The following is a 26,077-nucleotide window of genomic DNA, read 5'->3' as shown; positions in this document are numbered from 1 at the left end:
GGGCGGGACACGGTCCTGCCATGTGCCTGGTGTATCCTTAATGCTCTGCAACAGCGCGCCCAGTCTTGCCGGGCGCACTACCATGAACGACACGTATCCCAGTCGACGCCAAACCGACAAACCGCAGGAAAAACGCTCACTCCTCGAGCGTCTGACCGACTTCATCTCGCCTGAGCCCGACTCGCGCGCCGAACTTCTGGAAATTCTGCAGGACGCGCACGAGCGCAACCTGATCGACGCCGACTCGCTGTCGATGATCGAAGGCGTATTCCAGGTGTCCGAACTGAGCGCGCGCGACATCATGGTGCCGCGTGCGCAAATGGACGCGATCAACATCGCCGACAATCCCGCCGAATTCATCCCTTACGTGCTGGAAAAAGCGCACTCGCGCTATCCGGTCTACGAGGGCAATCGCGACAACATCATCGGCGTGCTGTTGGCCAAAGATCTGCTGCGCTACTACGCCGAAGAAGAGTTCGACGTGCGCGGCATGTTGCGCCCCGCGGTGTTCATCCCCGAATCGAAGCGCCTGAACGTGCTGCTGCACGACTTCCGTGTGAATCGCAATCACCTCGCGGTGGTGGTCGACGAATATGGCGGCGTGGCCGGCCTGATCACGATCGAAGACGTGCTGGAACAGATCGTCGGCGATATCGAAGACGAATACGATTTCGACGAGGAAAGCGGCAACATCATCGCCTCGCCCGACGGACGCTTCCGCGTGCGCGCGCTGACCGAAATCGAACAGTTCAACGAGGCCTTCGGCACCCACTACTCGGACGATGAAGTCGACACGATCGGCGGACTCGTCACGCATCACTTCGGACGGGTGCCGCATCGTGGCGAAAAAGTCCGCCTCGACGATCTGATCTTCGAGATCCTGCGCGGCGACGCCCGCCAGATTCACATGCTGCTGGTGCGCCGCGATCCGCTCGCCGGCCAGCGTGAGCGCGAAGCGCAGCACGTGCAGACCTGAACCGGTCCCGGCCGGTGCTTTCTTCGCTTCTTCAACTGGCTTTTCAACCCGCTTTTCAACCTCTCACGCCGACCGCGCAACAATGGCCGACCCGATGACTTCCCGTTCGCGCCGCGGCGTGAACGCTTCTGCCGCCGAGCAAACCCGCGGCCGCACGCTGCCTCGCTGGCATTATCTCGTCGCGCTGGCCGCGGGCGCGGCCAATACGCTCTCGTTCGCGCCGACGCCGCACGGCGGCTGGCTCGAACTCGCGATCTTCGCGTTCTTTTTCGCCTGGCTCACGCGCTCCACCGGCTGGAAGAGCGCGGCGCTGACGGGCGGCGCGTTCGGCTTCGGCAATTTCGTGACCGGCGTGTGGTGGCTCTACGTCAGCATGCATTTCTACGGCGGCATGGCCGCGCCGCTCGCCGCCGCGGCCGTCGTGCTGTTCTCGCTGTATCTGGCGGTTTATCCGGCGCTGGCGGCGGGCGTCTGGTCGTTCTGCGCGGGTCACGCGCGCAACGGCGCCGCCGCCGACGACACGCCGTTTTCGCCGACCTGGCATGGCGCGCTGGCGTTCGCGAGCGCGTGGGCGATCGGCGAATGGTTGCGCGGCACGGTGTTCACGGGCTTCCCGTGGCTTGCGAGCGGTTACGCTCAAGTGGACGGCCCGTTCGCCGGTTTTGCGCCGGTGGCGGGCGTGTACGGCGTCGGCTGGATGTTGGCGCTGGTGGCCGCGCTGGTTGTGCAAGCGGTGCTGCCGTTGCTGTCCTCGCACAAACCTGACCAGAGCGCCGATGCCAGCCGCAACGGCAACGGGGCGAAACCCGGAGTGGCACGCGTCGTCGTGCCGGGCGCGATCGCGCTGGCGCTGATCGCAGCCGGCCTGCTGCTGCCGCTCGTGCAATGGACCGTGCCGGCCAACGCGCCGCTGACCGTGCGCCTGCTGCAAGGGAACGTCAAACAGGAAATGAAGTTCGAGGAATCCGGCATGCGCGCCGCGATCGATCAGTATCAGCAAATGATCACCTCGAAGCCGGCCGATCTGATCGTCACGCCGGAAACCGCCATACCGGTGCTTGCGCAGCAATTGCCGGCGCCCTTCGCCTCGGCGGTGCGCAGCTTCTCGGACTCGACGGGCAGCGCGATCCTGTTCGGCGCGATCGGGGGCACCATCACGCCGGAAGGCCAGGTGATCGACTATACGAACAGCCTGTTCGGCGTCACGCCCGGCACGCGCGATGTGTACCGCTACGACAAACACCATCTCGTGCCGTTCGGCGAATTCGTGCCGTGGGGCTTCCGCTGGTTCGTCAACCTGATGAGCATTCCGCTCGGCGATTTCTTCCGTGGCGCGCCGGTGCAGAAGCCGTTCATCGTGCATAACCAGCCGGTCGCCGTGGACATCTGCTACGAGGACATTTTCGGCGAAGAAATTGCGCGGACCATCCGCGAAAGCGATACGCCGGCCGGCGTGCTGATCAATTCGACCAATCTGGCCTGGTTCGGCGACACGATTGCGCTCGACCAGCATCTGCAGATCGCGCGCATGCGTTCGCTGGAAACCGGCCGTCCGATGCTGCGCGCGACCAACACCGGCATGACGGCCGCGATCGATGCGAACGGCAAGGTGCTCGGACGCCTCACTCCGTACACGATCGGCTCGCTCGACGTCACCGTGCAAGGCACCGCGGGCAGGACGCCTTACATCACGAGCGGCAATAACACCGTGCTGGCGGTTTCCTTGCTGCTGCTGGCGTTCGGCTTTGCGTTCGGCCCCGGCATTACGCGGCGCCGCAACGGCAAGCAATGAGCCGCGATTAAACCGCCTCGATCGCGCGTCGCCAATATGAAAAGCGGCGCGCGTGAATCGAGTCAACAAAAAACGCCGCAATAAAAACCGCGCGCCGCGGATTACGGCGAGCGCGCGTTTTAGTACCTATCAAACTTTACTGGTTCGAAGCAATACGCTGCTGAATATGCTGCGCACGCGCCGGCGACGCCGGATGCGAACTCAACATGCTCGATTTACCACCATCCAATGCCGAGAGCTTGTTGAATGCCGTCACCAATCCCGACGGATCGAGATTCTTCTTTTTCTGCAGGTCGAACGAATAATCGTCGGCTGCGCTTTCCTGCGTTTGCGAGAATTGCGCGTTAATCAGCTTCTCCGAAAAATCACCGAGCTGCGAACCGGACAGCGCGCCCGCCACGCCACCGGCTGACGACGCCACCGAACGCGCCGCCGAAGTCGCATACGCGACCTGCATCGCCTTCTTCGTGTGGCCGAGCGCCACGTGGCCCATTTCATGACCGACCACGCCGCGCACTTCGTTGTCGTTCATCATGTCCATCAGACCGCTGTAGACGCGCACGCAGCCGTTGGCCATGGCCCACGCGTTGACGTCCTTGGTCATGTACACCTTGTAATTCACCGGCGTGCCGTTGATGTTGTCACCCAGTTGCGCGGCGATCTTGTTCAGGCGCTTCTGGTACTTGCTGTTCGCGGCGGCAATCTTGTTTTCACTGTCCAGCTGCGCGCACGACTTGTCGGTCAGGGCGCGCACGTCGGCGTCGCTCAGCGTGGCAGCCTGAGTGGCCATCTGGCCGGACTTGATCAACGCCGACGGATCGACGTTGCTGACATTCGAGCATGCCGCAAATAAAGCACAGGCGGAAGCGGCAATGGCAAAGCGGTACGATTTCATGTGGAAGTCTCTCTGCGATGTTATTAATTCAGCGGCGCGCTTTTAATGCACCACCCGTTCGCAACGGTTTCATACCGTCGGCAAAAGAAGCCGGATATGTAAATTGCATAAACCTGCATGAACACATTTGCGCCACGCGACAGACAAAAAAATGCGCCTGACGGGCAGGCGCATTTTTACCACAACGTAAGCTTTAATTCATGTTTCTGGAAGCTTTAATGACACAATTTTGCAAACCGCCCGATATTACTGACCACGCTATTCAAAACATCATCACCTCGCGGCCAATTAGCCGCTTATTCAGTCGGCCGGCATCGTATCGATGAACGACTGACGCAGTGAGAGCTTCTGGAAATGTTTGTCCAGATTCGGATACGGTTCGCGCCAGTTCAATTCCGGCATGCGGAAATCCAGATAACCCAATGCGCAACCCATCGCGATATCCGCGAGCGTGTAGTGATTGCCCGCGCACCACGGCTTGCTGCCCAATCCCTGCGCCATTGCGATCAGGGCTTCGTCGATCTTGCGCTGCTGACGCGCGACCCACGCGTCCACGCGTTGCTCCGGCGCGCGCTGCGTGCCTTCGAGGCGAATCAGCACCGCCGCGTCCAGCACGCCGTCGGCGAGCGCTTCCCAGCAGCGCACCTCGACGCGCTCGCGTCCCGACTGCGGAATCAGCTTGCCGACCGGCGACAGCGTATCCACGTATTCACAGATCACCCGCGAGTCGAACACCGCTTCGCCATCTTCCATTACGAGGCACGGCACTTTGCCGAGCGGATTGAAGGTGTGAATACGGGTGTCCGGCGCCCAGACATTCTCGGGCACCAGTTCGTAGTCGATCTTCTTGTCGGCCAGCACGATTCGCGCTTTACGCACGAAGGGACTGGCGAGCGAACCGATGAGTTTCATCATTACCGTCTGCCTTTTCCTGAATCCGGCGAAAGTATAAGTGCTTGGCGCCGTTCACGAGCGCTCAGAAGCGTCACGCCGACGCTTCGCGAGCCGCACGGGGACTCGCTGTGGACGGATTGCAACAGCGCCGCGCGCGTGTCTGCCGCCACTTTCGCCAGTATCCCGCGCAAAATAACTCCGCGCATGGGCGCTACAATCTCACGATGAACCAGCTGACCGAACCCACCATCGCCATCGACGTCTACCGCACGCGCCGTGAGCGCGTACTCGCCGCGCTGCGGGCAGCGGGTGGCGGCGTCGCCATCGTCCCCACCGCGCCGGAGGCGTTGCGCAACCGGGACGCGGACTATCCCTACCGGCACGACAGCTACTTTTACTACCTGACCGGTTTCACCGAGCCTGAAGCACTCCTGGTGCTCGACGCCAGCGCCGCGCCCGGCGAGCCGGCTTCGGTGCTGTTCTGCCGCGAGAAAAACGTCGAGCGCGAGACGTGGGAAGGTTTCCGCTTCGGCCCGGACGGCGCGCGCGCGGCCTTCGGGTTCGACGCCGCGTTCGCCATCGGCGAAATCGACACGCAACTGCCGCGTTTGCTCGCCGACAAGCCGTCGCTGCATTACGCGCTCGGCGCCTCGGCGCAACTGGACGAACGGGTGCGCGGCTGGCTCGACGCGGTGCGGGCGCAAAGCCGCGGCGGTGTCGCCGCGCCCGCGGCCGCGTGCGATCTCATCCCGTTGCTCGACGAGATGCGGCTCATCAAGGACGATCACGAACTCGCCATCATGCGCCGGGCCGGGCAGATTTCCGCCCAGGCGCATCGCCGCGCCATGGCCGCTTGCCGTCCGGGCGTGCGCGAGTACGAATTCGAAGCCGAACTGCTCTACACATTCCGCAAGTTCGGCGCGCAGGCGCCGGCTTACACGTCGATCGTCGCGGCCGGCGCGAACGCCTGCGTGCTGCACTACCCGGCCGGCAACGCGATTGCTCAGGACGGCGACCTGATCCTGATCGACGCGGCCTGCGAACTCGACGGCTACGCCTCCGACATCACCCGCACCTTCCCCGCGAGCGGCCGCTTCACGCCGGCGCAGCGCGAGCTGTACGACATCGTGCTGGCCGCGCAGCAGGCCGCGATCGACGCCACCCGCGCCGGCGCCACCTTCGACGACCCGCACCAGGCCGCCGTGCGCGTGCTGTCGCAGGGCTTGCTCGACACCGGCATCATCGAGCGCGCAAAGTTCGCCTCGGTCGACGACGTAATCGCCGAGCGCGCCTACGCGCCCTTCTATATGCACCGCACGGGCCACTGGCTCGGCATGGACGTGCACGACGTCGGCGACTACCGCGAACGCGGCGCGCCGCGCGACGAAGCGGGCGCGCTGCCGTGGCGCACGCTGCAGGCGTCGATGACACTGACCATCGAGCCCGGCCTGTATATCCGGCCGACCGAAGGCGTGCCCGAGCGCTACTGGAACATCGGCATCCGCATCGAGGACGACGCGATTGTCACGCCGACCGGTTGCGAACTGATGACGCGCGACGTGCCGGTCGCCGCCGACGAGATCGAGGCGCTGATGCAGGAAGCCCGCGCGGCCCACGAAGCAGCGAAGTAACTCGCAAGGAAGTAACACGTAATGAACGACGTTTCCCAGTCGACGGTGATCCTGAAGCCCGCCAAGGCCGGCCAACCCTTCGATTTCGACGTGACGATCGTCGGCGCCGGTCCGGTCGGGCTGGCGCTGGCCGGCTGGCTGGCGCGCCGCAGCGCGACGCGGGCGCTGAAGATCGCGCTCGTCGACGCGCGCGAGCCGGAAGATTCGATCGCCGATCCGCGCGCCATCGCCGTGTCGCACGGCAGCCGGATGATCCTGGAACCGCTGCGCTGGCCTGCCGACGCCACCGCGATCCACCGCATTCACGTCTCGCAGCGCGGCCACTTCGGCCGCACGCTGATCGATCACGGCGAGCACGGATTGCCGGCGCTCGGCTACGTGCTGCGCTACGGCTCGATCGTGCATGGGCTCGCCGAGGCGGTGCACGCGACCTCCGTGCACTGGTTCCGCTCTACGTCCGCCGCGGCGCCGACACAGGAACTCGACGGCGTCACACTGCCGATCGAAACCGCGGGCGTCACGCGTCAGTTGCGCACACGCATTCTGGTGAATGCCGAAGGCGGTTTGTTCGGTGATCAGAAGTCGTCAGGTCGAGTGGCGGGCAAACGCGCCGTCAAAGTCGCCAGCACGAGTGCGGACAAACAAGTCGGCCACGGCGCCGACAACGCCCACAGCCAAGCCGCCGACAGCGCGGCGAAAAGCGCCGATCGGCAAGCCGGCCGGGACGGCGACGCCGCACGGCGTGCTGGCAGAGGCGTCGCCGAAACCGGCACGCGCGACTATGGACAGACCGCACTCGTCGGCACGGTGACTGTATCCGCACCGCAACCGCACGTGGCGTGGGAGCGCTTCACGTCGCAAGGTCCGATCGCGTTGCTGCCGATGGGCGGCGTGCGCGGCGCCGACTACGCGCTGGTCTGGTGCTGCGCGCCCGAGGAAGCCGCGCGCCGCGCGCAACTTTCCGACGAAGACTTCCTGCGCGAACTCGGCGCCGCGTTCGGCGACCGCATGGGCCGCTTTACGCACATCAAGGGACGCGCGTCGTTCCCGTTGGGACTGAACGCCGTGGAAACGCTGGTGAATGGCCACGTCGTCGCGATCGGCAACGCGGCGCAGACGCTGCATCCGGTGGCGGGTCAGGGCCTGAACCTGGGTCTGCGCGACGCCCACGCGCTCGCCGACGCCTTGTCGGCGGAAGGTCCGACCCCGCTCGCGCTGGCCACTTTCGCGCAACGCCGCGCACTCGACCGGCGCATGACGATCGGCGCCACCGACACGCTCGCGCGCCTTTTCACCATCGACTTCGCGCCGCTCGCGATCATGCGCGGCCTCGCCCTCACCGCGCTCGAATTCCTGCCGCCCGTGAAAACCGCGCTGGCACGGCAAATGATGTTCGGACAGCGCCGCTAGGCGCGCCGCCCGCTCGCGCCGCACGGACTTTTTGCCTCACGCGGAAGGTGCCTCGCGAGCAGCGCCGGTTCTATGAATCGGCGCACTTTCATAGAAGATTTAATGGGTTACGACAGGCACATGTCGGGTGCCGGCTATCCGTTAACGCTAAAATAGCGGTTTTCTCTCGCATTTCGCCAACGCTCCGATTGACAGAAATTGACCAATCGGCCGCGCGCGCGTCCACCGCGTCTCACGTTATGCCTACTCTCGGCTCCCACAATCTGCGTAATAACCTGTTCGTCGCGCCCATGGCCGGCGTGACCGACCGGCCGTTCCGGCAACTGTGCAAACGGCTGGGCGCGGGCTATGCGGTGTCGGAAATGGTCGCTTCGAACGCGCAGTTGTGGAAAAGCGAGAAGACCATGCGCCGCGCCAATCACGCGGGCGAGGTCGAGCCGATCGCCGTGCAGATCGCCGGCGCCGATCCGGCCATGATGGCCGAAGCGGCCCGCTACAACGTGGCGAACGGCGCGCAGATCATCGACATCAACATGGGCTGCCCGGCCAAGAAGGTGTGCAACGTGGCGGCGGGTTCAGCCCTGTTGCAGAACGAGCCACTGGTGCAGCGCATCGTCGAGGCGGTGGTGGGCGCGGTCGGCGTCGGGCCCGACGCGGTGCCCGTCACGCTGAAGATCCGCACGGGCTGGGATCGCGAGAACAAGAATGCGCTGAACGTCGCGCGTCTGGCCGAATTGGCCGGCATTTCGATGCTGACCGTGCACGGCCGCACGCGCGCCGACCTGTATCACGGCGACGCCGAATACGAGACCATCGCCGCGGTGAAAGCGGCGGTGCGCATTCCGGTGGTCGCCAACGGCGACATCACCTCGCCGCAAAAAGCACGCGAGGTGTTGGCCGCCACCGGCGCCGACGCCATCATGATCGGCCGCGCGGCGCAGGGGCGCCCGTGGCTGTTCCGCGAGATCGAGCATTTCCTGCAAACGGGCGAGTTGCTGCCGCCGCCGCGCATCGACGAAATCCAGCAGGTGATGAACGAGCATCTGGAAGACCACTACGCTTTCTACGGCGAATTTACGGGTGTCCGCACTGCGCGTAAGCACATCGGCTGGTACACTCGCGGCCTTTCTGGCGCCAACGTGTTCCGGCATCGCATGAATACGCTGGACACCACGCGCGAACAACTCCTCGCCGTCAACGAGTTCTTCGACGCACAAAAGGCGATCTCCGACCGCCTCGTCTACGTCGACGAAACGCTCAACAATAACGGCGAGCCGGACCATACCGACCGACTAGCAGCATGAGCAAGAACAATATCGAACAATCTGTCCGCGACAGCCTGGGGATGTATTTCCAGGATCTCGACGGCTCCAATCCGCACGACGTCTACGACATGGTGATTTCCTGCGTAGAAAAACCTCTGCTCGAAGTGGTGCTCGAGCAGGCCGGCGGCAATCAGTCGCTGGCCGCCGAGTATCTCGGCATCAACCGCAATACGCTGCGCAAGAAGCTGCAACAGCACGGTTTGCTGTAGCCCGTTGTAATTCGTTGTAGTTTCTCGCGCCCTGCCACGTTTCCCTTCGGCTTTTCGTCTTCATCATGATCAAGCAAGCGCTCATCTCCGTTTCCGACAAGTCCGGCATCGTCGACTTCGCCAAGTCGCTGTCGGACCTCGGCGTCAAGATCCTGTCGACCGGCGGCACCGCGAAACTGCTCGCGGACGCGGGTCTCTCCGTCACCGAAGTCGCCGATTACACGGGCTTCCCGGAAATGCTGGACGGGCGCGTGAAAACGCTGCATCCGAAGGTGCACGGCGGCATCCTCGCGCGCCGCGACCTGCCGGAACATATGGCGGCGCTTGAAAAGCACGACATTCCGACCATCGATCTGCTGGTCGTGAATCTGTACCCGTTCGTGCAGACCGTGTCGAAGGAAGAATGCTCGCTGGAAGACGCGATCGAGAACATCGACATCGGCGGGCCGACCATGCTGCGTTCGGCCGCGAAGAATCATCGCGACGTGACGGTGGTGGTCGATCCGGCCGACTACGCGGTCGTGCTCGACGAGATGCGCGCGCACAGCAATGCCGTGTCGTACAAGACGAACTTCCGCCTCGCCACCAAGGTGTTCGCGCACACTGCGCAATACGACGGCGCGATCACGAACTACCTGACGAGCCTGACCGACGAACTGCAGCACGCGTCGCGCAACGCTTATCCGGCGACGTTCAACCTCGCGTTCGACAAGGTGCAGGATCTGCGCTACGGCGAAAACCCGCATCAGAGCGCCGCGTTCTACCGCGATCTGAGCGTGCCGGCCGGCGCTCTGGCGAACTACAACCAGTTGCAAGGCAAGGAACTGTCGTACAACAACATCGCGGATTCCGATGCGGCGTGGGAATGCGTGAAAACCTTCGACGTGCCGGCCTGCGTGATCGTCAAGCACGCGAATCCGTGCGGCGTGGCAGTCGGGGCGGACGTCAACGAAGCGTACGCGAAGGCGTTCCAGACCGACCCGACCTCGGCGTTCGGCGGCATCATCGCGTTCAACCGCGAAGTGGACGAAGCAGCGGCGCAAGCCGTGGCCAAGCAGTTCGTTGAAGTGCTGATCGCGCCGTCGTTCAGCGCCGAAGCGCGCAAGGTGTTCGCGGCGAAGCAGAATGTGCGTCTGCTGGAAATCGCGCTGGGCGAAGGCCACAACGCGTTTGATCTGAAGCGCGTGGGCGGCGGCCTGCTGGTGCAGTCGCTCGACTCGAAGAACGTGCAGCCGCGCGAATTGCGCGTGGTCACGAAGCGTCATCCGACGCCGAAGGAAATGAACGATCTGCTGTTCGCGTGGCGCGTGGCGAAGTACGTGAAGTCGAACGCCATCGTGTTCTGCGGCAACGGCATGACGCTCGGCGTAGGCGCGGGTCAGATGAGTCGCGTGGACTCGGCGCGCATCGCCAGCATCAAGGCGCAGAACGCCGGTTTGACGCTGGCCGGTTCGGCGGTGGCGTCGGATGCGTTCTTCCCGTTCCGCGACGGCCTCGACGTGGTGGTGGCGGCAGGCGCGACCTGCGTGATTCAGCCGGGCGGTTCGATGCGCGATGATGAAGTGGTCAGCGCGGCGGATGAGCACAATATCGCGATGGTGCTGACTGGGGTGCGGCACTTCCGGCATTGAGTTGGGGTTTGGGTTTCAATAGCGGCGTCTGTTTCCTGGTGAAACCGGGCTGCTGGTGAGATTTGAGCTTTACAGAAACGGCCCGGCGGAATTTTCCGTCGGGCCGTTTTCTTTGGTGTCGCGCTTGTTCCGCGTGTGCCGTTCGTGCCGTTCGTGCCAGTTGTGCAGCTTGTGCCGGTTGTGCCGTGCCCACGCCACGCTTTTCGCGCCGCTCAGTCGTCCGGTTCCTTTCTCGCGTAGCCACCGCTCACGTCCGCGTGCTGGCTGATATAAGTACTGAGTCCCTGCCCGCGTCGCGCAAGACGCTTGAGCGCGGCGACATGCCGTGCGCCGACGCTCGCCTCGGTGTACCAATACACCACGCCGTGCCTGAAGCGGACCGCGACAAAATCGTCGCCGATTTCATAAGCCTCGACGCCTGAGTCGCCGCTGAGATTCCGATAGCGCTCCATGTGTGCTTGCCTCCTTGCAGCACACGCAGCAGTTTTTATTCCGCCGACAGCGCTGCGCGCCGACCGCCACGCGGCGCGTGTGTTGTAGTATCGCAAGCACCTGGTTTTTACCGCATTTGCGGCACCTCATGAGAATTCTCGGCATCGACCCCGGCCTGCGTGTGACCGGCTTCGGCGTGATCGACCAAAGCGGTCACACGCTCAGCTATGTCGCGAGCGGCGTCATCAAGACCGCCGACGCCGATCTGCCGTCGCGCCTCGGCACCATCTTCGAAGGCATCTCCACATTGATCCGCCAGCATTCGCCGGATCAGTCGGCGATTGAAAAAGTGTTCGTCAACGTCAACCCACAATCCACCTTGCTGCTCGGCCAGGCACGCGGGGCGGCAATTTGCGGACTGGTCGCGGGCGGCGTGCCGGTCGCCGAATATACGGCCCTGCAATTGAAGCAGGCCGTGGTGGGTTACGGTCGCGCAACCAAGGAGCAGATGCAGCAGATGGTGGTGCGCCTGCTCAATCTCTCCGGCGTACCCAGCACCGACGCCGCCGACGCGCTCGGCATGGCGATCTGCCACGCGCACGGCGGCACGACGCTGAGTACGTTGGGCGGCATCGCGCCTTCGCTGGCGAAGAAGGGGCTACGCGTGAGGCGAGGACGGTTGGTCGGATAGCGTGGCAAACGCGGCCCGTTGGCCGCCTTTGTGCCGCGCGTGCGTGTCATGCCTCATGGCTCGCGACTCGTGGTTCGTGGTTCGTGGTTCGTGGTTCGTGGTTCGTGGTTCGTGGCTCACGGCTCACGCAAGCTGGTACGCAACGGCGCAGCCGCCCCGATCAATTTCGACCAGCAAGCGCAAGCCGGCAGGCCAATCCCGCGAACACCGTCCCCAGCAGATACTGCGGCAGCCGCGACGGCCGCTGCCCCGCCGATAGCTTGCGGCTCAGCTTGCTCGCCATCAGGATCACCGCGCCATTCACGCAGAAGCCGATCAGGTTCAGCACGGTGGCCAGCACCATGATCTGGAAGGCGACCGACCCGACTTCGGGCCGCACGAATTGCGGAAACAGCGCGAGCACGAACAGCGCGACTTTCGGATTCAGCAGATTGGTGAAGAGGCCCTGGCGGAAAATGCGGCCAACCGGATAACGGCTCATCGACGCATTCGGCGCGAGCACCGTGCCCTGCGCGCGGAATGTTTTCCAGGCGAGATAGAGCAGATACGCGGCGCCGGCGAAACGCACCACATCGTATGCCATGGGCACGGCCAGAAAGAGTTGCGACAACCCGAACGCCGCGGCCAACGCATGACAATACGTGCCGACCAGAATGCCCGCCAGCGACGCAAAGCCCGCGGAACGCCCCTGGCTCACACTGCGCGAGGCAATCAGCAACATGTCGGGGCCGGGCATGGCGGTCAACGCAAGACACGCGCCGGCAAACAGCGCGAGAGTGGTGAGGCTCAGCATGAAAGCTCCTTCTGGGTGAGTGGGATGAGAACCCGCCAAAAGGGATCTCAGTCTATGGGGCGGCCTCGCGCGGGTCAACCGCGATTACGCGTAACTCGCGGGCCACTCGTCACTCATTTGCTGCGCTACACTCGCCCTTTCTCTCAGGATTGAATTCGCCATGATCGGTCGCATTGCCGGCGTTCTGCTGGAAAAAAACCCACCGCATCTGCTCGTCGACTGCAACGGCGTCGGGTACGAAGTCGATGTGCCGATGAGCACGTTCTACAACCTGCCCTCCACCGGCGAACGCGTCGTGTTGCTCACGCAGATGATCGTGCGTGAAGACGCGCACCTGCTATACGGCTTCGGCACCGCCGAGGAACGCTCGACCTTCCGCGAACTGCTGAAAATTTCCGGCATCGGCGCGCGCATGGCGTTGGCGGTGCTGTCGGGCATGAGCGTGCACGAACTCGCGCAGACCGTCACGATGCAGGACGCGGCGCGTTTGACGCGCGTGCCGGGCATCGGCAAGAAGACGGCGGAGCGCCTGCTCCTCGAACTGAAGGGCAAGATCGGCGCCGATCTGGGCGCGATGGCGGGCGCGGCGTCGGCATCCGACCACGCCTCCGACATCCTGAACGCACTGCTCGCATTGGGTTACTCCGAAAAAGAAGCGTTGGCCGCCGTCAAAAACGTGCCGGCCGGAACCGGCGTTTCCGAGGGCATCAAGCTCGCGTTGAAGGCGCTGTCCAAGGGCTGACGCTCACCCCTCGTTTCGACGTGCATGCGATGGCTGAAGCTTCGCACACGGCTGCGAGCCGCGCACCCTGGCCATTCGGCCGAGTTTCGCGGCGGGCGGCTCGCGGTACAATGAACGCATGATCGAAACCGACAAACTCGCCGCCGAGCGCATCATCGCGGCCACGCCCGTCTCGCCGAACGAAGAAGCGTTCGAGCGCGCGTTGCGTCCGCGCCAGCTCGAAGAATATGTCGGGCAGGAAAAAGTGCGCGGCCAGCTGGAAATCTTTATCGAGGCCGCCAAGCGCCGTTCCGAATCGCTCGACCATGTCTTGCTGTTCGGCCCGCCGGGCCTCGGCAAGACCACGCTCGCGCACATCATCGCGCGGGAAATGGGTGTCAATCTGCGGCAAACGTCCGGACCGGTGCTCGAGCGCGCCGGCGACCTCGCCGCGCTGCTCACCAATCTCGAAGCCAACGACGTGCTGTTCATCGACGAAATCCACCGGCTCTCGCCGGTAGTCGAAGAAATTCTGTACCCGGCGTTGGAGGATTATCAGATCGACATCATGATCGGCGAAGGTCCGGCCGCGCGTAGCGTGAAGCTGGACCTGCAACCGTTCACGCTGGTCGGCGCAACCACGCGCGCGGGCATGCTGACCAACCCGTTGCGCGACCGCTTCGGCATCGTGGCGCGGCTCGAGTTTTATAACGCCGAGGAACTGGCGCGCATCGTCACGCGTTCGGCGTCGCTGCTCCATGCGCAGATCCATCCGGACGGCGCGTTCGAGATCGCCAAGCGCGCGCGCGGCACGCCGCGGATCGCGAACCGCTTGCTGCGGCGCGTGCGCGACTTCGCCGAAGTGAAGGCCGACGGCAACATCACCGCGCAAGTGGCCGACGCCGCGCTCAAGATGCTCGACGTGGATGCGGTCGGCTTCGACCTGATGGACCGCAAGCTGCTCGAAGCGATCCTGCACAAGTTCGACGGCGGCCCGGTCGGCGTCGACAATCTGGCCGCGGCGATCGGCGAAGAACGCGACACGATTGAAGACGTGCTTGAGCCTTATTTGATCCAGCAAGGCTTCCTGCAACGCACGCCGCGCGGCCGCGTCGCCACGATGCTGACTTACCGGCATTTCGGCCTCGCCGCGCCCGACTCGTCGAGCGGCCTGCCCGGTCTGTGGGATTCGGCCGCGACCTGATCCGAACCACGTCGCGCGAGACCGAATCAGGATGTCCGACCAAACCAGGCAACCCAACTCTTCCAGCAGTCTCTTGCAGCTTCTCACCCGCAGGCTTCGCTCAAAGCTGGCCGCCGGGGTCACGCATCTGACAAGCGGCAGCGGTCCCACGCTCGACTACTTGTCGCCTCCGGGCGACCCCGGCCTGTTCGGGCCGGACTCGGTGTGCTGGAAAGTCCACGCCGATTTCACGTCGATGATGACGGGCGGCATCAGCGCGCTATTGCTGCAAGCGTTGCATCCGCTGGCGCTCGCCGGCGTGTGGGACCATTCGACGTTTCGCACCGACATTCTCGGCCGCCTGCGCCGCACCGCGACTTTCATCGCGGGCACGACGTACGGCAGCCGGCACGACGCGCTAGCGCTGGTCGAACGTGTGAAGCGCATTCATCTCGGTGTCAGCGGCGTCGCGCCTGACGGCCAGCCCTATCGCGCAAGCGAACCCGCGCTGTTGACGTGGGTGCATGTCGCCGAAGTGTCGAGCTTCATGACCGCGCACTTGCGCTATGTGAATCCGTCGCTGCCCGTTGCCGCGCAGGATCAGTATTTCGCGGAGACCGCGCGCATTGCCGAGATGCTCGGCGCGTCGGACATTCCGCGCTCGCGAGCCGAGATCGACGCTTACCTGCTCGCGATGAAGCCCGGGCTTGTGGCCAGCGAACGCACGCGCGAAGTCGTGAGGGTTCTGATGACAGCGCCCGCCCCGAGCGTTTCGATGCGACCGGCCGGCGTGTTGATGTTCAACGCAGGTGTCGATCTGCTGCCCGATTGGGCACAGGCGATGTTGGGATTTCAGCGCTACGCGGCGCTTCGCCGTGCGATGGCGAGGCCGGGTGTGCGGTTGGTGGCGCCTGTCATTCGTTGGGCGCTGGTGAATGGTGTGTCGAAACGGGCCCGGCGCCGTGTGGCTGCGGGTGTACGCGAGCCGGAGTAACGCGAGCGACGGCGCTCGTACGCGCGCAAGCCGCCCAATCAAACGTCAGTTATTCGAGCCGCGCGAGTATGCGTGCAAACCGCCGCGTCAGTCGTCAGGTACGCGAACCGCTCAGGGCTCGTACACAAACTGTCACGCCAAACGCCGGCGGCGCGAATGTGCGGAACGCGGGCGAAGGGTCCGAGTCAACCGCTCAAACTCGCGCCGCATTATCGGTCCGCGTCAACCAACGACCCGGCTCCGGCACCGTCTTGAAACTGTCGGCGGCACCCGCCGCGTCTAGGTGCGAGACGTTCGCCCACAATACGAACGTCGCTTTGCCACTATCGGCATCTAGCGTGTTCACGCCCGTAGTCGGCTCGCGCCAATCAACGCCCCGGCTCCGGCACCTTCTTGAAACTATCATCCGCACTCGGCGCATCGAGATGCGAAACATCCGCCCACGACACGATCGTCGCCTTGCCATTGTCGAAATCCACCGTGTTCACGCTCGTGTTCAGCAGCGGATAGTCACGCGGCGCGTCGAGCGACAGACCGCAAGCAAAACGTCGCACGCAATCAAGCACGCCGCCGTGCGCGACGCACGCAATCCGTCCACCGGGATGCGCGGCGACCAGCGGTTCGATCGCGTGCAGCACGCGATGGTAGAGCGTGCGTTGCGACTCGCCCTCCGGCGGCGCGAAGCCCGCGTCACGCGTTTGCCAGTGCGCGTATTCGTCGGGGAAACGCAGGGCGATCTCGTCGCTGTCGTGGCCCTGGAACGCTCCGTATGAACGCTCTCGCAGACCTTCGCGCAACTGCAGCGGCAAGCCGAGCGCATCGGCGATCGGCTGGGCGGTTTGCTGCGCGCGTTGCAGATCGCTCGAATAGATCGCGTCGAGCCGTGCGCCCTGCTTCGCCTCGTCGGCCATGCGGCGCGCAAGGCGCTGCGCTTGCGCCAGCCCTGTCGTGGCGAGCGGAATGTCGATGTGACCTTGAATGCGCTTGATGCGGTTCCAGTCGGTCTCGCCGTGTCGGATGAACAGAATCTGCGTCGTCATGGAATGAAAGTGGGCGCCATTAGCCGGTTATGCCGAGCCGCTATTGTCGCAAAAGCGGCTGGAGGATGGATGCGCGCACCACGGCGCGCATTGAAGGACAAAATTCAGGCGTTCGTTTGCAGCCAGAACGTGACCGGCCCGTCGTTGACGAGCGACACCTGCATGTCCGCGCCAAATTCGCCGGTCTCGACGATCGGATGCTTCGCCCGCGCGGCCGCGACGAAGTAATCGAAGAGGCGCTTGCCTTCATCGGGCGGCGCGGCCGGCGTAAAGCTCGGACGCAGGCCGCTGTTGGTGTCCGCGGCCAGCGTGAACTGCGACACGAGCAGCAAACCGCCCGCGCGGCCGGCGCCGTCGAGATTTTGCACGGAGAGATTCATCTTGCCGGCGGCATCGCTGAAGACGCGATAGCCGAGCACCTTGGCGAGCAACCGGTCGGCAGCCGCCTCGGTGTCGCCGCGTTCGGCGCAGACGAGCGCGAGCAGGCCCGCTTCGATCGCGCCGGTCACGCGGTCCGCCACGCGCACTTCCGCGCGCCGCACGCGCTGGATCAGCGCGATCATCGGCGTGACTCCGGTTGCGACGTGCGGCGCATCAGGCCGTCAACGTGACGCGCGCAAAACGGCGCTTGCCGACCTGCACGACGTATTCGCCGGCGTCGATTTTCAGGCCCTTGTCGGCCACGGTCGCGCCATCGATCTTCACGCCGCCCTGCTCGATGTTGCGCAGCGCTTCGCTGGTCGACGGCACGAGATTGGCCTGCTTGAGCAACTGGCCGATCGCGAGCGGTGCACCCGCAAGCGTCACAGCCGGGATATCGTCCGGCACGCCGCCCTTCGCGCGATGGTTGAAGTCATCCAGCGCGCGCTCGGCATCGGCTTGCGAGTGGAAGCGCGCGACGATTTCCTGGCCGAGCATCACCTTGAAATCGCGCGGATTGCGGCCCGCTTCGATTTCCTTCTTGAAGCCCGCGATTTCGTCCATCGGACGGAACGACAGCAGTTCGAAGTAACGCCACATCAGCACGTCGGAAATGCTCATCAGCTTGCCGAACATGTCGGTCGGCTTTTCGCTGATGCCGATGTAGTTGTTCTTCGACTTCGACATCTTCTCGACGCCGTCCAGCCCTTCGAGCAGCGGCATCGTCAAAATGCACTGCTGTTCCTGGCCGTATTGCTTCTGCAGTTCGCGGCCCACCAGCAGGTTGAACTTCTGGTCCGTACCGCCGAGTTCGAGGTCCGCGTTCAGCGCGACCGAGTCGTAGCCCTGCATCAGCGGGTACAGGAACTCGTGAATCGAGATCGGCACGCCGCCCTGAAAACGCTTGGTGAAATCTTCGCGCTCGAGAATCCGCGCCACCGTGTAGCGCGACGCGAGCTTGATCATGCCGTCGGCGCCGAGCGGCATCGACCATTCGCTGTTGTAGCGGATCTCGGTCTTGTCGCGATCGAGCACGAGCGCGGCCTGCTCGAAATACGTCTTCGCGTTCGATTCGATCTGTTCGCGCGTGAGCGGCGGCCGGGTGGCGTTACGGCCCGACGGATCGCCGATCAGCGACGTGAAATCGCCGATCAAAAAGATCACGGTATGGCCGAGATCCTGCAACTGGCGCATCTTGTTCAACACGACCGTATGGCCGATGTGGATATCCGGCGCGGTCGGATCGAGCCCGAGCTTGATGCGCAGCGGCTTGCCAGTCGCCGCGCTCCTCGCGAGTTTTTGCGCGAATTCGTCTTCGATCAGCAGTTCGTCGACACCGCGTTTGGTGACCGCGAGGGCGTGACGGACTTCGTCGGTGATCGGGAAGGCGGGGCTGGGCTTAGTGGACTCGGTGCTCATGCTGGAAACGTGAAGTCGCGAAAAAAGGAGATTGTCCCATAGATGCGCGCCGCCGCGCCCACTGACGCAGCCGCAAGCGCCCCGCCGACGCGCGATTTTCCGCGTTCGGCGGCCCGCCGCCGGCGTCGCGACGCTTTATATTCGACCGCGCTTCGCCCGATAATCTGCTACAACGGATCGCAACGAACCATCGAGAGGAGCAGCAACGTGGCGCAAGACCCCGCAGACGGCGTCTACTTTGGATTGATGTCCGGCACCAGTATGGACGGCGTGGATGGCGTGGCCGTCAAGTTCGCGCAAGGGAAGCCACCGGTAGTGCTGGCCGAGGCGTTTGTCGGCTTTGCCGCGGGCCTGCGCGACGCATTGTTCGCGCTCCAGCAGCCCGGCGACAACGAGATCGAGCGCGAGGCGCTGGCCGCCAACGCGCTCGCCACGCGTTACGCGGTGTGCTGCCACGAACTGCTGCACGGCAGCCGCGTGCCCGCCGCTGAAGTGCGTGCGATCGGCGTGCATGGGCAGACGGTGCGACATCGGCCGGAAAAGGGTTATACGCGGCAGATCAACAACCCGGCGCTGCTCGCGGAAATGATGCATATCGACGTGATTGCCGATTTCCGCAGCCGCGACGTCGCGGCCGGCGGCCAGGGCGCACCGCTCGTGCCGGCTTTTCACGCCACGGTGTTCGGCGCGAAGAACGAAACGCGGGTGGTCTGCAATCTCGGCGGGATCAGCAATATCACGATCCTGAACGCGACCGGCAGCGTGCGCGGCTTCGACTGCGGGCCGGCCAACGCGCTCCTCGACGAATGGGCGCAGCGCCGTCTCGGCAAACCCTTCGACGAGAACGGCCATTTCGCGGCGCGCGGCCAGGTGGATCGCACGCTGCTGAACGCCTTGCTCGATGAGCCCTTTTTCGCCCAACAGCCGCCGAAGAGCACTGGCCGCGACCTGTTCAATGCGGAATGGCTCGACGCGAAGCTACAGCCGTTCGCCGGGCTCGACCCCGCCGACGTGCAAGCGACGCTGGTCGCGCTCACCGCAGTGACGGTAGCGCGCGAAATCGAGCGGCACGCGTCGGATGCGAGAGCGGTGTATGTCTGCGGCGGCGGCGCGCGTAATCCGGAGATTCTGAAGGCGCTGCAGCAGGCGCTGGAGGACAGCGGCGTCAGCGGCGTTCCCGTGATGACGACCGATGCGCTCGGCGTGCCGCCGAGTCAGGTCGAGCCGCTGGCGTTCGCCTGGCTTGCAATGCGCTGCGTGGCGCGTCTGCCGGGCAATCTGCCGGCCGTGACGGGCGCGTCGGCCGAGCGCGTACTCGGGGCGATCTATCCACGCTGATCACCTTGGGAGATCCAAGGCGCAGGCAATAAAAAACGGGGCCGAAGCCCCGTTTCTCACATGCTTTCGCTCAACCGGCCATCACACCGAGAACGACGAGCCGCAACCACAGGTGGTCGTAGCATTCGGGTTCTTGATGACGAACTGCGCGCCGTTGATGTCGTCCTTGTAATCGATCTCAGCGCCCACCAGATACTGGTAGCTCATCGAATCGATCAGCAGCTGGACGCCGCTCTTGTTCATGACGGTGTCGTCTTCGTTGACGGCTTCGTCGAAGGTAAAACCGTACTGAAAGCCCGAGCAGCCGCCGCCCTGCACGAAAACGCGCAGTTTGAGGTCCGCATTGCCTTCTTCTTCGATCAGTTGCTTGACCTTGTCAGCCGCTGCGTCGGTAAAAACGAAGGGGGCGGGCATCTCGGTCACGGGTGTATCGGTGACTGCGTTCATTCGAACTCTCCAAAAAGCTTCTAACCGCTATTGTAGGGCTGATCTCGATATCGTGCTGAAGCCCACAAAATCAATGGGTTCTTCCTGAAAATCGATGGACGGCGCGTTCTGCCGCCACCAGCCCGGCTGAGCGGGATATCTCGCCGCTTTGACGACGAGTTCGTTGCGGCAACACTGAACCGCACCGAGGCGCGAACCCATGAAAAAAGCCGCCTTCGCGAAAGCGTTGGCGGCCTTTGCAGCGCTCCGGCCCGAAAGCCGGCTCGCACCCGAAGCGATTAACGCTTCGAGAATTGCTTCCTGCGACGTGCCTTGTGGAAGCCGACCTTCTTACGTTCGACTTCACGAGCGTCACGCGTAACGAAGCCAGCCTTCGACAGTTCCGGCTTCAGCGTTGCGTCGTAGTCCATCAGCGCGCGGGTGATGCCGTGGCGAACCGCACCGGCTTGACCCGTTTCACCGCCACCCGTCACGTTGACTTTGATGTCGAACGTGACGCCGTGGTTCGTGAGTTCCAGCGGCTGACGCACGATCATCAGCGACGTTTCGCGCGAGAAGTAATCGGCGATAGGCTTACCGTTCACAACGATATCGCCCTTGCCTGCCTTGATGAAGACGCGTGCGACGGCGCTCTTGCGGCGGCCCGTGCCGTAATTCCAGTTACCGATCATGTGGGCTCCCCTTAGATCTCGAGCGCTTTCGGCTGTTGCGCCGAATGCGGATGCGTTGCTTCAGCGTAGACCTTCAGCTTCTTGATCATCGCGTAGCCGAGCGGGCCCTTCGGCAGCATGCCCTTGACCGCTTTCTCGAGCGCACGGCCCGGGAAGCGTTCTTGCATCTTGCCGAACGTCGTTTCATAGATACCGCCCGGGTAGCCCGAGTGGCGATAGTACTTCTTGTCAGTAGCCTTGTTGCCCGTGACCTTCAGCTTGCCGGCGTTGATAACGATGATGAAATCACCGGTGTCGACGTGCGGAGTGAATTCAGGCTTGTGCTTGCCGCGAAGACGGTGTGCCACTTCGCTGGCGACACGCCCGAGAACCTTATCCGTCGCGTCAATCACGTACCATTCACGCGTAACCTCATGGGCTTTTGCGGAAAACGTCTTCATGATCGATCCAAAAAAATTGCTGCGCCCAATGTGTTTTTTCCTGCTTGTAGTGTGCGCATCGAGGCGCGTGCAGGCTCTCCCTGGTTCTTCCTCCGCGGGCGCGGATGCGGAAAAGCCCTGAATTATAAAGGAATTTGCTACGGCAAGTCAAAACGTACGGGAGCTGCGCGAGATTTCGCGGCAATCCGGCAGTCGGGAGCGTGATCTGGCGGTCTTTCGCACGTGAATCGGCCGGGCGCCGACGGAGCGCGGGCGAAAAAAAACCCGAACGAGCGGTTCGGGTTTAATCCACCAAAGGAGGAGGTGGAGGAGACAAAACGGATTATATGAGTCCACCTTGTGCGACGCAAGAACATTTGCATTGCGAAATGCGATTTCATAATGTGGCAACCGCACTTATCGACCTTGAAATGTAAAATATCCTTTTTAATCAATGGCTAAAGCTTGCAGGAACGGCAGCATGCCAAGACATCATCTAGAGTAAAACCCCTAAATCCGTCAGGGCATTCCCGAATCGGCTGAACATGCCGCAGCGCAACACGCAAGCCGACATCACGCATAACTTGCGGCAAAAGTCGCCTCGGGCGGACACTCAAACACCGGGCTACAATGCCGTCTCGATATGGCAAAGCGCGGTGGAGCACAGCATGGAATGCAAAGTGAGCTGGATGGGGCAAGACGGGATGGCGTTCGCAGCCGAGACGGGCAGCGGCCATCTGGTGGCAATGGACGGCGCGCCTGAAGGCGGCGGCCGCAACCTCGCGCCGCGTCCGATGGAAATGGTTTTGCTCGGCACGGGCGGCTGCACCGCCTACGACGTCGTGATGATCCTGAAGAAAAGCCGTCAGGAAATCAGCGATTGCTCGGTGATGCTGAAGGCCGAACGCGCCAGCGAAGATCCGAAAGTGTTCACCAAGATCCACTTTCACTTCACCGTGACGGGCAAGAATCTGAACCCGGCCACCGTGGAACGCGCGATCAACCTGTCACACGACAAATACTGCTCGGCGTCGATCATGATCGCCAAGACGGCTGAGCTGACGCACTCGTTCGACATCGTCGCGGGCTGAACGCGGCCTTGCGCGTGCTGCGGCGCGAGCCCGAGCTAGCCACAGCGCGCGCGTCACGCACAAAAAGAAAATGCCGGCGTCCATCTGGACGCCGGCATTTTTTGTTGGGTGGCAAAGCAAGCCGATAAGCCGGATTCTGTGCACGCGCAACGTCCGAAGACGCGACGCGCGTGGCAGCCATTCCTCTAGGCGCGCCATTGCTGACGCGCTCAAGCTTCCTACCCGCAGACGTGACAGGGGCCCCGTCCTGCATCTCGAAGATGCTAGCCTGCCTACTTGGAATTGCTCCGGGTGGAGGTTACCGTGCCGGTCTGCCTCGCAGCAGCCGCGGTGCGCTCTTACCGCACCGTTTCACCCTTACCTGATCCCGGCTTGCGCCGGGCCATCGGCGGTTTGCTTTCTGTTGCCCTGTTCCGCGTGTTGCCACGGATGGCCGTTAGCCATCACCCTGCCCTGTGGAGTCCGGACTTTCCTCGCCCTCTTTGGCCGAAGCCGCAAAGGCCGCGACTGCCTGGCCCGCTTTGCTGGTGCGGATTTTAACACCTGCGGGCGCTGCAAGCCGGATCTACCGTTCAAATAGCCGAACGACCAAGGGATCTTGGAACGCAGCTCAGCGCGCTCAACGCGCGCGCCGTCCTGTGCGAAACACGGAAGTGTCGTCGTAAAACGCGGGCGAGTCGTTCTCCTGCCACCAACCCGGAATGCCCAGCACGGGCAACGGCGCGAACATGCGGCTCGTCAGCGCATCGGTGTTGAGCAGCGCGGCGGCGACGGATTCGTCCAGCCACGCATCCCGCTTCACAGCGTCCCACTCAAAATACGCGGCGGGCACATCGACGATCCACGCGTGCCCCGTGCAGGCCTTGAACGGCGCGATCAGCTTTTCCATCAACGCATGACCGAAGCAGCGCACCTCACAACTCGCGCCCCATGCTTCGCGCCGAGCCACCAGCAGCGCGTGCCAGTCGAAGCCACGCAAAGCCGCGCTCAAAGCGGGATCCGCGCAAGGGAACAGCAGCGCGTTCTCGTCGAACAAGGTCAGCGTATCGCGCACGCCGCCGCGGGTCGGACCGATGCCCAACACATCAATGGCGGCCGACTGCCGCGCGTTCAACGCCGCCTTGATGCGTGGAAAGGCGAACCACATCGATGCATTGAAGAAGTCGTGCAGATTGTGGCGCGTCGGCACGCAGCCGGTCGACGCGATATGCGCTTCGTACGCCGCGCCGGGCGGCAGATCGTCCTGCGCGATGAACGCAAGGCGCTGGCCGCGGCCGGTGATCTGCCGCATCTCGCCGGCGTCGGCGTTCATTGCGGCGAGCAACGCCTCATAGCTCGTCAGCGCAGCTTGCTGCCAGCGCTTGCCGCGTTGGGCGAACGGCGCGAACCACGGCTTCGACCAGTCGATTGCAGCGAAGCCCGGCAGCTCCGCCTCATACGCCTGCATCTTGCTGATGCCTTAAACCAGGCGCCAGCCGATCGACTCGCCGCCGCGCAACGGCACGACCGGCGTATCGCCGACCGGCAGTTCGGCCGGCAGAGTCCATTCCTCACGACGCAGCGTGACCTTGTCCGCACTACGCGGCAGGCCATAAAAATCGGCGCCGAAAAAGCTCGCGAAGCCTTCGAGCTTGTCCAGTGCGTCGGCCTTGTCGAACGCTTCCGTATAGAGTTCCAAAGCGTGCAGCGCCGTGTAGCAACCCGCGCAGCCGCACGCGTGCTCTTTCAGCCCCTTCGGATGCGGCGCGCTGTCCGTGCCGAGGAAGAAGCGCGGATTGCCCGAGGTCGCCGCCTCGACCAGCGCCACGCGATGCGTCTCGCGCTTCAACACCGGCAGGCAGTAGTAATGCGGCCGAATGCCACCCTGGAAAATCGCGTTGCGGTTGTACAGCAGGTGATGCGCCGTGATCGTCGCACCCAGCAGTTCCGGCGCCACGCCGGCCTCGCGGATATAGTCGACTGCATCTTTCGTGGTGATGTGCTCGAACACTACCTTCAGCGCCGGAAACGCGCGGCGCAGCGGCGTCATGACCCGGTCGATGAACACTTTCTCGCGATCGAACAGATCGATCGACGAATCCGTCACCTCGCCGTGGACGAGCAGCGGCATGCCCAACTCCTGCATCACCTCGAGCGTCTTGGCGCACTTCATGATGTCGGTGACGCCCGCGTCCGAGTTGGTCGTCGCGCCCGCCGGATACAGCTTCACACCATGCACGAAGCCGCTTTCTCGCGCGCGGCGGATTTCGTCGGGCGGCGTGTTGTCGGTCAGGTACAGCGTCATCAGCGGTTCGAATTTTGCGCCTGCGGGAATCGCGGCGACGATCCGCTCGCGATACGCCTGCGCCATCGCGGTGGTCGTGACCGGCGGCTTCAGGTTCGGCATGATGATCGCGCGGCCGAACTGGCGCGCGGTGTCCGGCAACACTGCGGCTAGCATCGCGCCGTCGCGGACGTGCAGGTGCCAGTCGTCCGGGCGGGCGAGCGTGATGGAGTCGAGAGAAGCGTTGGAAGCGGTCATGGCGGCGGGGGACGAGATTCGACGACAAAAGCCAATCTATGCGGTCAAACCGCAACGTTGCGGCATAAACACACGTCAATTTTGCTATTTGGCGTTTCTGGCTCGGTGATATGCTTGGAAAATCATCATTGTAACGGCTCGCCCCGTTCACAGGCTTACCCGCAACATGTGCCAACTTCTCGGAATGAACTGCGCCGCGCCAACGGACGTCACGTTCTCGTTCACCGGCTTTGCGGCGCGCGGCGGCGTCACCGATCACCACGCCGACGGCTGGGGCATCGCCTTCTTTGAAGACAAAGCCTGCCGCCTGTTCATCGACCATCAATCGTCGGCCACCTCGCCGATCGCCGAAATGGTCAAGCGCTACCCGATCAAATCGAAGAACACGATCGCGCATATCCGCAAGGCGACGCAAGGGCACATCCTGCTGGAAAACTGCCACCCGTTCATGCGCGAACTGTGGGGACGCCACTGGATCTTCGCGCACAACGGCGACCTCAAGGATTATTCGCCGGTACTGACGGGCGTGTATCAGCCGGTCGGCACGACCGACAGCGAGCTCGCTTTCTGCGCGCTGCTCGAAGGCTTGCGCAAGGCTTTTCCCGGCGCGCAACAGCCGCCGCTCGACGAACTGTTTGCCGCGCTCGAAACCCTCACGCGCGAAATCACGCAGTTCGGCGTGTTCAATTTCCTGATGTCGAATGGCCAGGCGCTGTTCGCGCATTGCTCCACGCATCTGCATTACATCGTGCGGCGCTGGCCGTTTTCCACTGCGCATCTGGTCGACGCGGACGTGTCGATCGATTTCGCCAAATACACGACGCCTGAAGACCGCGTCGCGGTGATCGCCACCAAGCCGCTCACCGACAACGAAGTCTGGACCGCCTTCGAGCCGGGCGACCTGATGATGTTCCAGCATGGCGATGTGATCGGGCGCGTCAATGTGCCGGTGCCGGCTTCGGTGCTGGAAAAGCTGCGCAATCCGGCTTTGGATGCGTCGGCTTCGGCGACCACGATCGCGGCATCGATTGAAGCGTTACCCGACGCAGAAGCCGAGGTCGACCTCGAAGCGGCAGACGACGCCGCTGCGTTCGAATCCTGAGTCATTGAATCACGCGAGCATTCGCTCGAATC

26 protein-coding genes and 1 other RNA gene are annotated in these 26,077 nt (G+C 63.5%); 14 read left to right on the top strand and 13 right to left on the bottom strand.

Features of this window, described 5'->3' with window-relative positions:
- Positions 1 to 82 precede the first annotated feature (82 nt).
- Together P0D73_RS36370 and lnt are read left to right on the top strand one after the other, a co-directional pair.
- Positions 83 to 976 carry a CorC family transporter gene (locus tag P0D73_RS36370; RefSeq protein WP_091799238.1) on the top strand — a complete coding sequence of 298 codons (894 nt, stop codon included), beginning with the start codon at positions 83 to 85 and terminating at the stop codon, positions 974 to 976.
- A gap of 82 nt (positions 977 to 1,058) precedes the next feature.
- Positions 1,059 to 2,768: an apolipoprotein N-acyltransferase gene (lnt, locus tag P0D73_RS36365; protein ID WP_408435014.1), complete on the top strand. Its 1,710-nt coding sequence runs from the start codon at positions 1,059 to 1,061 to the stop codon at positions 2,766 to 2,768.
- A gap of 136 nt (positions 2,769 to 2,904) precedes the next feature.
- Here the strand turns inward: lnt and loiP are convergent, their stop codons facing one another.
- On the bottom strand, positions 2,905 to 3,663 hold the full coding sequence (gene loiP / locus P0D73_RS36360; RefSeq protein ID WP_408435012.1) for a metalloprotease LoiP: 759 nt from the start codon (positions 3,661 to 3,663) through the stop codon (positions 2,905 to 2,907).
- 300 nt (positions 3,664 to 3,963) lie between these two features.
- Positions 3,964 to 4,578, bottom strand: a complete 615-nt coding sequence (locus tag P0D73_RS36355) for a glutathione S-transferase C-terminal domain-containing protein (protein WP_132373149.1) — start codon at positions 4,576 to 4,578, stop codon at positions 3,964 to 3,966.
- 203 nt (positions 4,579 to 4,781) lie between these two features.
- Between P0D73_RS36355 and P0D73_RS36350 the strand changes: the two genes are divergently transcribed.
- From P0D73_RS36350 to purH, 5 genes are all read left to right on the top strand, one after another.
- A complete protein-coding gene (locus P0D73_RS36350; protein WP_408435010.1) occupies positions 4,782 to 6,188 on the top strand; it encodes an aminopeptidase P N-terminal domain-containing protein in 1,407 nt (468 codons plus the stop codon).
- A 21-nt stretch (positions 6,189 to 6,209) separates the two neighbouring features.
- A complete protein-coding gene (locus P0D73_RS36345) occupies positions 6,210 to 7,598 on the top strand; it encodes a UbiH/UbiF/VisC/COQ6 family ubiquinone biosynthesis hydroxylase (protein ID WP_408435008.1) in 1,389 nt (462 codons plus the stop codon).
- Between the two features lie 239 nt (positions 7,599 to 7,837).
- Positions 7,838 to 8,902: a tRNA dihydrouridine synthase DusB gene (gene dusB / locus P0D73_RS36340; RefSeq protein ID WP_408435006.1), complete on the top strand. Its 1,065-nt coding sequence runs from the start codon at positions 7,838 to 7,840 to the stop codon at positions 8,900 to 8,902.
- On the top strand, positions 8,899 to 9,132 hold the full coding sequence (locus P0D73_RS36335; RefSeq protein ID WP_007180440.1) for a Fis family transcriptional regulator: 234 nt from the start codon (positions 8,899 to 8,901) through the stop codon (positions 9,130 to 9,132). Before dusB ends, P0D73_RS36335 begins: the two co-directional genes overlap by 4 nt.
- Before the next feature lie 65 nt (positions 9,133 to 9,197).
- On the top strand, positions 9,198 to 10,763 hold the full coding sequence (gene purH, locus P0D73_RS36330) for a bifunctional phosphoribosylaminoimidazolecarboxamide formyltransferase/IMP cyclohydrolase (protein WP_408435003.1): 1,566 nt from the start codon (positions 9,198 to 9,200) through the stop codon (positions 10,761 to 10,763).
- Between the two features lie 212 nt (positions 10,764 to 10,975).
- On the opposite strand, the gene P0D73_RS36325 is transcribed toward purH, so the two are convergent.
- Positions 10,976 to 11,215 carry a hypothetical protein gene (locus P0D73_RS36325; protein WP_132373139.1) on the bottom strand — a complete coding sequence of 80 codons (240 nt, stop codon included), beginning with the start codon at positions 11,213 to 11,215 and terminating at the stop codon, positions 10,976 to 10,978.
- 128 nt (positions 11,216 to 11,343) lie between these two features.
- On the opposite strand from P0D73_RS36325, the gene ruvC reads away from it, so the two are divergent.
- Positions 11,344 to 11,886 carry a crossover junction endodeoxyribonuclease RuvC gene (gene ruvC, locus P0D73_RS36320; protein ID WP_132373137.1) on the top strand — a complete coding sequence of 181 codons (543 nt, stop codon included), beginning with the start codon at positions 11,344 to 11,346 and terminating at the stop codon, positions 11,884 to 11,886.
- 160 nt (positions 11,887 to 12,046) lie between these two features.
- Here ruvC and P0D73_RS36315 read toward each other — a convergent pair whose 3' ends face one another.
- Positions 12,047 to 12,679, bottom strand: a complete 633-nt coding sequence (locus P0D73_RS36315; RefSeq protein WP_408435001.1) for a LysE family translocator — start codon at positions 12,677 to 12,679, stop codon at positions 12,047 to 12,049.
- Between the two features lie 160 nt (positions 12,680 to 12,839).
- On the opposite strand from P0D73_RS36315, the gene ruvA reads away from it, so the two are divergent.
- From ruvA to P0D73_RS36300, 3 genes are all read left to right on the top strand, one after another.
- On the top strand, positions 12,840 to 13,421 hold the full coding sequence (gene ruvA / locus P0D73_RS36310; RefSeq protein WP_007180436.1) for a Holliday junction branch migration protein RuvA: 582 nt from the start codon (positions 12,840 to 12,842) through the stop codon (positions 13,419 to 13,421).
- Between the two features lie 118 nt (positions 13,422 to 13,539).
- Positions 13,540 to 14,604 (top strand): Holliday junction branch migration DNA helicase RuvB, encoded by a 1,065-nt coding sequence (ruvB, locus tag P0D73_RS36305; RefSeq protein WP_132373133.1) that lies wholly within the window; start codon positions 13,540 to 13,542, stop codon positions 14,602 to 14,604.
- A 31-nt stretch (positions 14,605 to 14,635) separates the two neighbouring features.
- Positions 14,636 to 15,577, top strand: coding sequence for an oxygenase MpaB family protein (locus P0D73_RS36300; RefSeq protein ID WP_408434999.1), 942 nt, complete (start codon positions 14,636 to 14,638; stop codon positions 15,575 to 15,577).
- A 368-nt stretch (positions 15,578 to 15,945) separates the two neighbouring features.
- Here P0D73_RS36300 and P0D73_RS36295 read toward each other — a convergent pair whose 3' ends face one another.
- The 3 genes from P0D73_RS36295 to tyrS all read right to left on the bottom strand — a co-directional run bounded on the left by P0D73_RS36295 (position 15,946) and on the right by tyrS (position 18,456).
- A complete protein-coding gene (locus P0D73_RS36295; RefSeq protein ID WP_408181120.1) occupies positions 15,946 to 16,617 on the bottom strand; it encodes a histidine phosphatase family protein in 672 nt (223 codons plus the stop codon).
- A 104-nt stretch (positions 16,618 to 16,721) separates the two neighbouring features.
- The gene (dtd, locus tag P0D73_RS36290) at positions 16,722 to 17,180 is read right to left on the bottom strand and encodes a D-aminoacyl-tRNA deacylase (protein WP_134457836.1); all 459 of its coding nucleotides are present in this window, start codon (positions 17,178 to 17,180) and stop codon (positions 16,722 to 16,724) included.
- A 31-nt stretch (positions 17,181 to 17,211) separates the two neighbouring features.
- A complete protein-coding gene (gene tyrS / locus P0D73_RS36285; protein WP_408181122.1) occupies positions 17,212 to 18,456 on the bottom strand; it encodes a tyrosine--tRNA ligase in 1,245 nt (414 codons plus the stop codon).
- 207 nt (positions 18,457 to 18,663) lie between these two features.
- Between tyrS and P0D73_RS36280 the strand changes: the two genes are divergently transcribed.
- Complete coding sequence (locus P0D73_RS36280; RefSeq protein ID WP_408434996.1) at positions 18,664 to 19,794, top strand: anhydro-N-acetylmuramic acid kinase; 1,131 nt, start codon at positions 18,664 to 18,666, stop codon at positions 19,792 to 19,794.
- Between the two features lie 81 nt (positions 19,795 to 19,875).
- Here the strand turns inward: P0D73_RS36280 and erpA are convergent, their stop codons facing one another.
- The 3 genes from erpA to rplM form a co-directional block, all read right to left on the bottom strand.
- Positions 19,876 to 20,241 carry an iron-sulfur cluster insertion protein ErpA gene (erpA, locus tag P0D73_RS36275; RefSeq protein ID WP_007180424.1) on the bottom strand — a complete coding sequence of 122 codons (366 nt, stop codon included), beginning with the start codon at positions 20,239 to 20,241 and terminating at the stop codon, positions 19,876 to 19,878.
- A 278-nt stretch (positions 20,242 to 20,519) separates the two neighbouring features.
- Positions 20,520 to 20,912, bottom strand: a complete 393-nt coding sequence (gene rpsI, locus P0D73_RS36270; RefSeq protein ID WP_011489810.1) for a 30S ribosomal protein S9 — start codon at positions 20,910 to 20,912, stop codon at positions 20,520 to 20,522.
- 11 nt (positions 20,913 to 20,923) lie between these two features.
- A complete protein-coding gene (rplM, locus tag P0D73_RS36265) occupies positions 20,924 to 21,352 on the bottom strand; it encodes a 50S ribosomal protein L13 (protein ID WP_020069304.1) in 429 nt (142 codons plus the stop codon).
- Positions 21,353 to 21,999: 647 nt separating this feature from the next.
- Between rplM and P0D73_RS36260 the strand changes: the two genes are divergently transcribed.
- Positions 22,000 to 22,422: an OsmC family protein gene (locus P0D73_RS36260; protein WP_408434994.1), complete on the top strand. Its 423-nt coding sequence runs from the start codon at positions 22,000 to 22,002 to the stop codon at positions 22,420 to 22,422.
- Between the two features lie 109 nt (positions 22,423 to 22,531).
- On the opposite strand, the gene rnpB is transcribed toward P0D73_RS36260, so the two are convergent.
- From rnpB to pyrC, 3 genes are all read right to left on the bottom strand, one after another.
- Positions 22,532 to 22,945, bottom strand: an RNA gene (rnpB, locus tag P0D73_RS36255) — RNase P RNA component class A.
- Between the two features lie 96 nt (positions 22,946 to 23,041).
- A complete protein-coding gene (locus tag P0D73_RS36250; protein ID WP_408181125.1) occupies positions 23,042 to 23,869 on the bottom strand; it encodes a DUF3025 domain-containing protein in 828 nt (275 codons plus the stop codon).
- Between the two features lie 12 nt (positions 23,870 to 23,881).
- Entirely contained in the window at positions 23,882 to 24,943 is a 1,062-nt protein-coding gene (pyrC, locus tag P0D73_RS36245) for a dihydroorotase (protein WP_408434992.1), read from the bottom strand.
- Between the two features lie 166 nt (positions 24,944 to 25,109).
- On the opposite strand from pyrC, the gene P0D73_RS36240 reads away from it, so the two are divergent.
- A complete protein-coding gene (locus tag P0D73_RS36240) occupies positions 25,110 to 26,045 on the top strand; it encodes a class II glutamine amidotransferase (RefSeq protein ID WP_408181127.1) in 936 nt (311 codons plus the stop codon).
- Positions 26,046 to 26,077: the final 32 nt, after the last annotated feature.

It is taken from the genome of Paraburkholderia sp. RL18-101-BIB-B (assembly GCF_046026985.1).
GTDB lineage: Bacteria > Pseudomonadota > Gammaproteobacteria > Burkholderiales > Burkholderiaceae > Paraburkholderia.
This window is presented reverse-complemented; position numbering and strand designations above follow the sequence as displayed.

What these genes read in the sequence shown, in the direction of transcription:
- P0D73_RS36370 (WP_091799238.1), top strand. Translation starts at nt 83, where the DNA reads ATGAACGACACGTATCCCAGTCGACGCCAAACCGACAAACCGCAGGAA.
- lnt (WP_408435014.1), top strand. Translation starts at nt 1,059, where the DNA reads ATGGCCGACCCGATGACTTCCCGTTCGCGCCGCGGCGTGAACGCTTCT.
- loiP (WP_408435012.1), bottom strand. Translation starts at nt 3,663, where the DNA reads ATGAAATCGTACCGCTTTGCCATTGCCGCTTCCGCCTGTGCTTTATTT.
- P0D73_RS36355 (WP_132373149.1), bottom strand. Translation starts at nt 4,578, where the DNA reads ATGATGAAACTCATCGGTTCGCTCGCCAGTCCCTTCGTGCGTAAAGCG.
- P0D73_RS36350 (WP_408435010.1), top strand. Translation starts at nt 4,782, where the DNA reads ATGAACCAGCTGACCGAACCCACCATCGCCATCGACGTCTACCGCACG.
- P0D73_RS36345 (WP_408435008.1), top strand. Translation starts at nt 6,210, where the DNA reads ATGAACGACGTTTCCCAGTCGACGGTGATCCTGAAGCCCGCCAAGGCC.
- dusB (WP_408435006.1), top strand. Translation starts at nt 7,838, where the DNA reads ATGCCTACTCTCGGCTCCCACAATCTGCGTAATAACCTGTTCGTCGCG.
- P0D73_RS36335 (WP_007180440.1), top strand. Translation starts at nt 8,899, where the DNA reads ATGAGCAAGAACAATATCGAACAATCTGTCCGCGACAGCCTGGGGATG.
- purH (WP_408435003.1), top strand. Translation starts at nt 9,198, where the DNA reads ATGATCAAGCAAGCGCTCATCTCCGTTTCCGACAAGTCCGGCATCGTC.
- P0D73_RS36325 (WP_132373139.1), bottom strand. Translation starts at nt 11,215, where the DNA reads ATGGAGCGCTATCGGAATCTCAGCGGCGACTCAGGCGTCGAGGCTTAT.
- ruvC (WP_132373137.1), top strand. Translation starts at nt 11,344, where the DNA reads ATGAGAATTCTCGGCATCGACCCCGGCCTGCGTGTGACCGGCTTCGGC.
- P0D73_RS36315 (WP_408435001.1), bottom strand. Translation starts at nt 12,679, where the DNA reads ATGCTGAGCCTCACCACTCTCGCGCTGTTTGCCGGCGCGTGTCTTGCG.
- ruvA (WP_007180436.1), top strand. Translation starts at nt 12,840, where the DNA reads ATGATCGGTCGCATTGCCGGCGTTCTGCTGGAAAAAAACCCACCGCAT.
- ruvB (WP_132373133.1), top strand. Translation starts at nt 13,540, where the DNA reads ATGATCGAAACCGACAAACTCGCCGCCGAGCGCATCATCGCGGCCACG.
- P0D73_RS36300 (WP_408434999.1), top strand. Translation starts at nt 14,636, where the DNA reads ATGTCCGACCAAACCAGGCAACCCAACTCTTCCAGCAGTCTCTTGCAG.
- P0D73_RS36295 (WP_408181120.1), bottom strand. Translation starts at nt 16,617, where the DNA reads ATGACGACGCAGATTCTGTTCATCCGACACGGCGAGACCGACTGGAAC.
- dtd (WP_134457836.1), bottom strand. Translation starts at nt 17,180, where the DNA reads ATGATCGCGCTGATCCAGCGCGTGCGGCGCGCGGAAGTGCGCGTGGCG.
- tyrS (WP_408181122.1), bottom strand. Translation starts at nt 18,456, where the DNA reads ATGAGCACCGAGTCCACTAAGCCCAGCCCCGCCTTCCCGATCACCGAC.
- erpA (WP_007180424.1), bottom strand. Translation starts at nt 20,241, where the DNA reads ATGAACGCAGTCACCGATACACCCGTGACCGAGATGCCCGCCCCCTTC.
- rpsI (WP_011489810.1), bottom strand. Translation starts at nt 20,912, where the DNA reads ATGATCGGTAACTGGAATTACGGCACGGGCCGCCGCAAGAGCGCCGTC.
- rplM (WP_020069304.1), bottom strand. Translation starts at nt 21,352, where the DNA reads ATGAAGACGTTTTCCGCAAAAGCCCATGAGGTTACGCGTGAATGGTAC.
- P0D73_RS36260 (WP_408434994.1), top strand. Translation starts at nt 22,000, where the DNA reads ATGGAATGCAAAGTGAGCTGGATGGGGCAAGACGGGATGGCGTTCGCA.
- P0D73_RS36250 (WP_408181125.1), bottom strand. Translation starts at nt 23,869, where the DNA reads ATGCAGGCGTATGAGGCGGAGCTGCCGGGCTTCGCTGCAATCGACTGG.
- pyrC (WP_408434992.1), bottom strand. Translation starts at nt 24,943, where the DNA reads ATGACCGCTTCCAACGCTTCTCTCGACTCCATCACGCTCGCCCGCCCG.
- P0D73_RS36240 (WP_408181127.1), top strand. Translation starts at nt 25,110, where the DNA reads ATGTGCCAACTTCTCGGAATGAACTGCGCCGCGCCAACGGACGTCACG.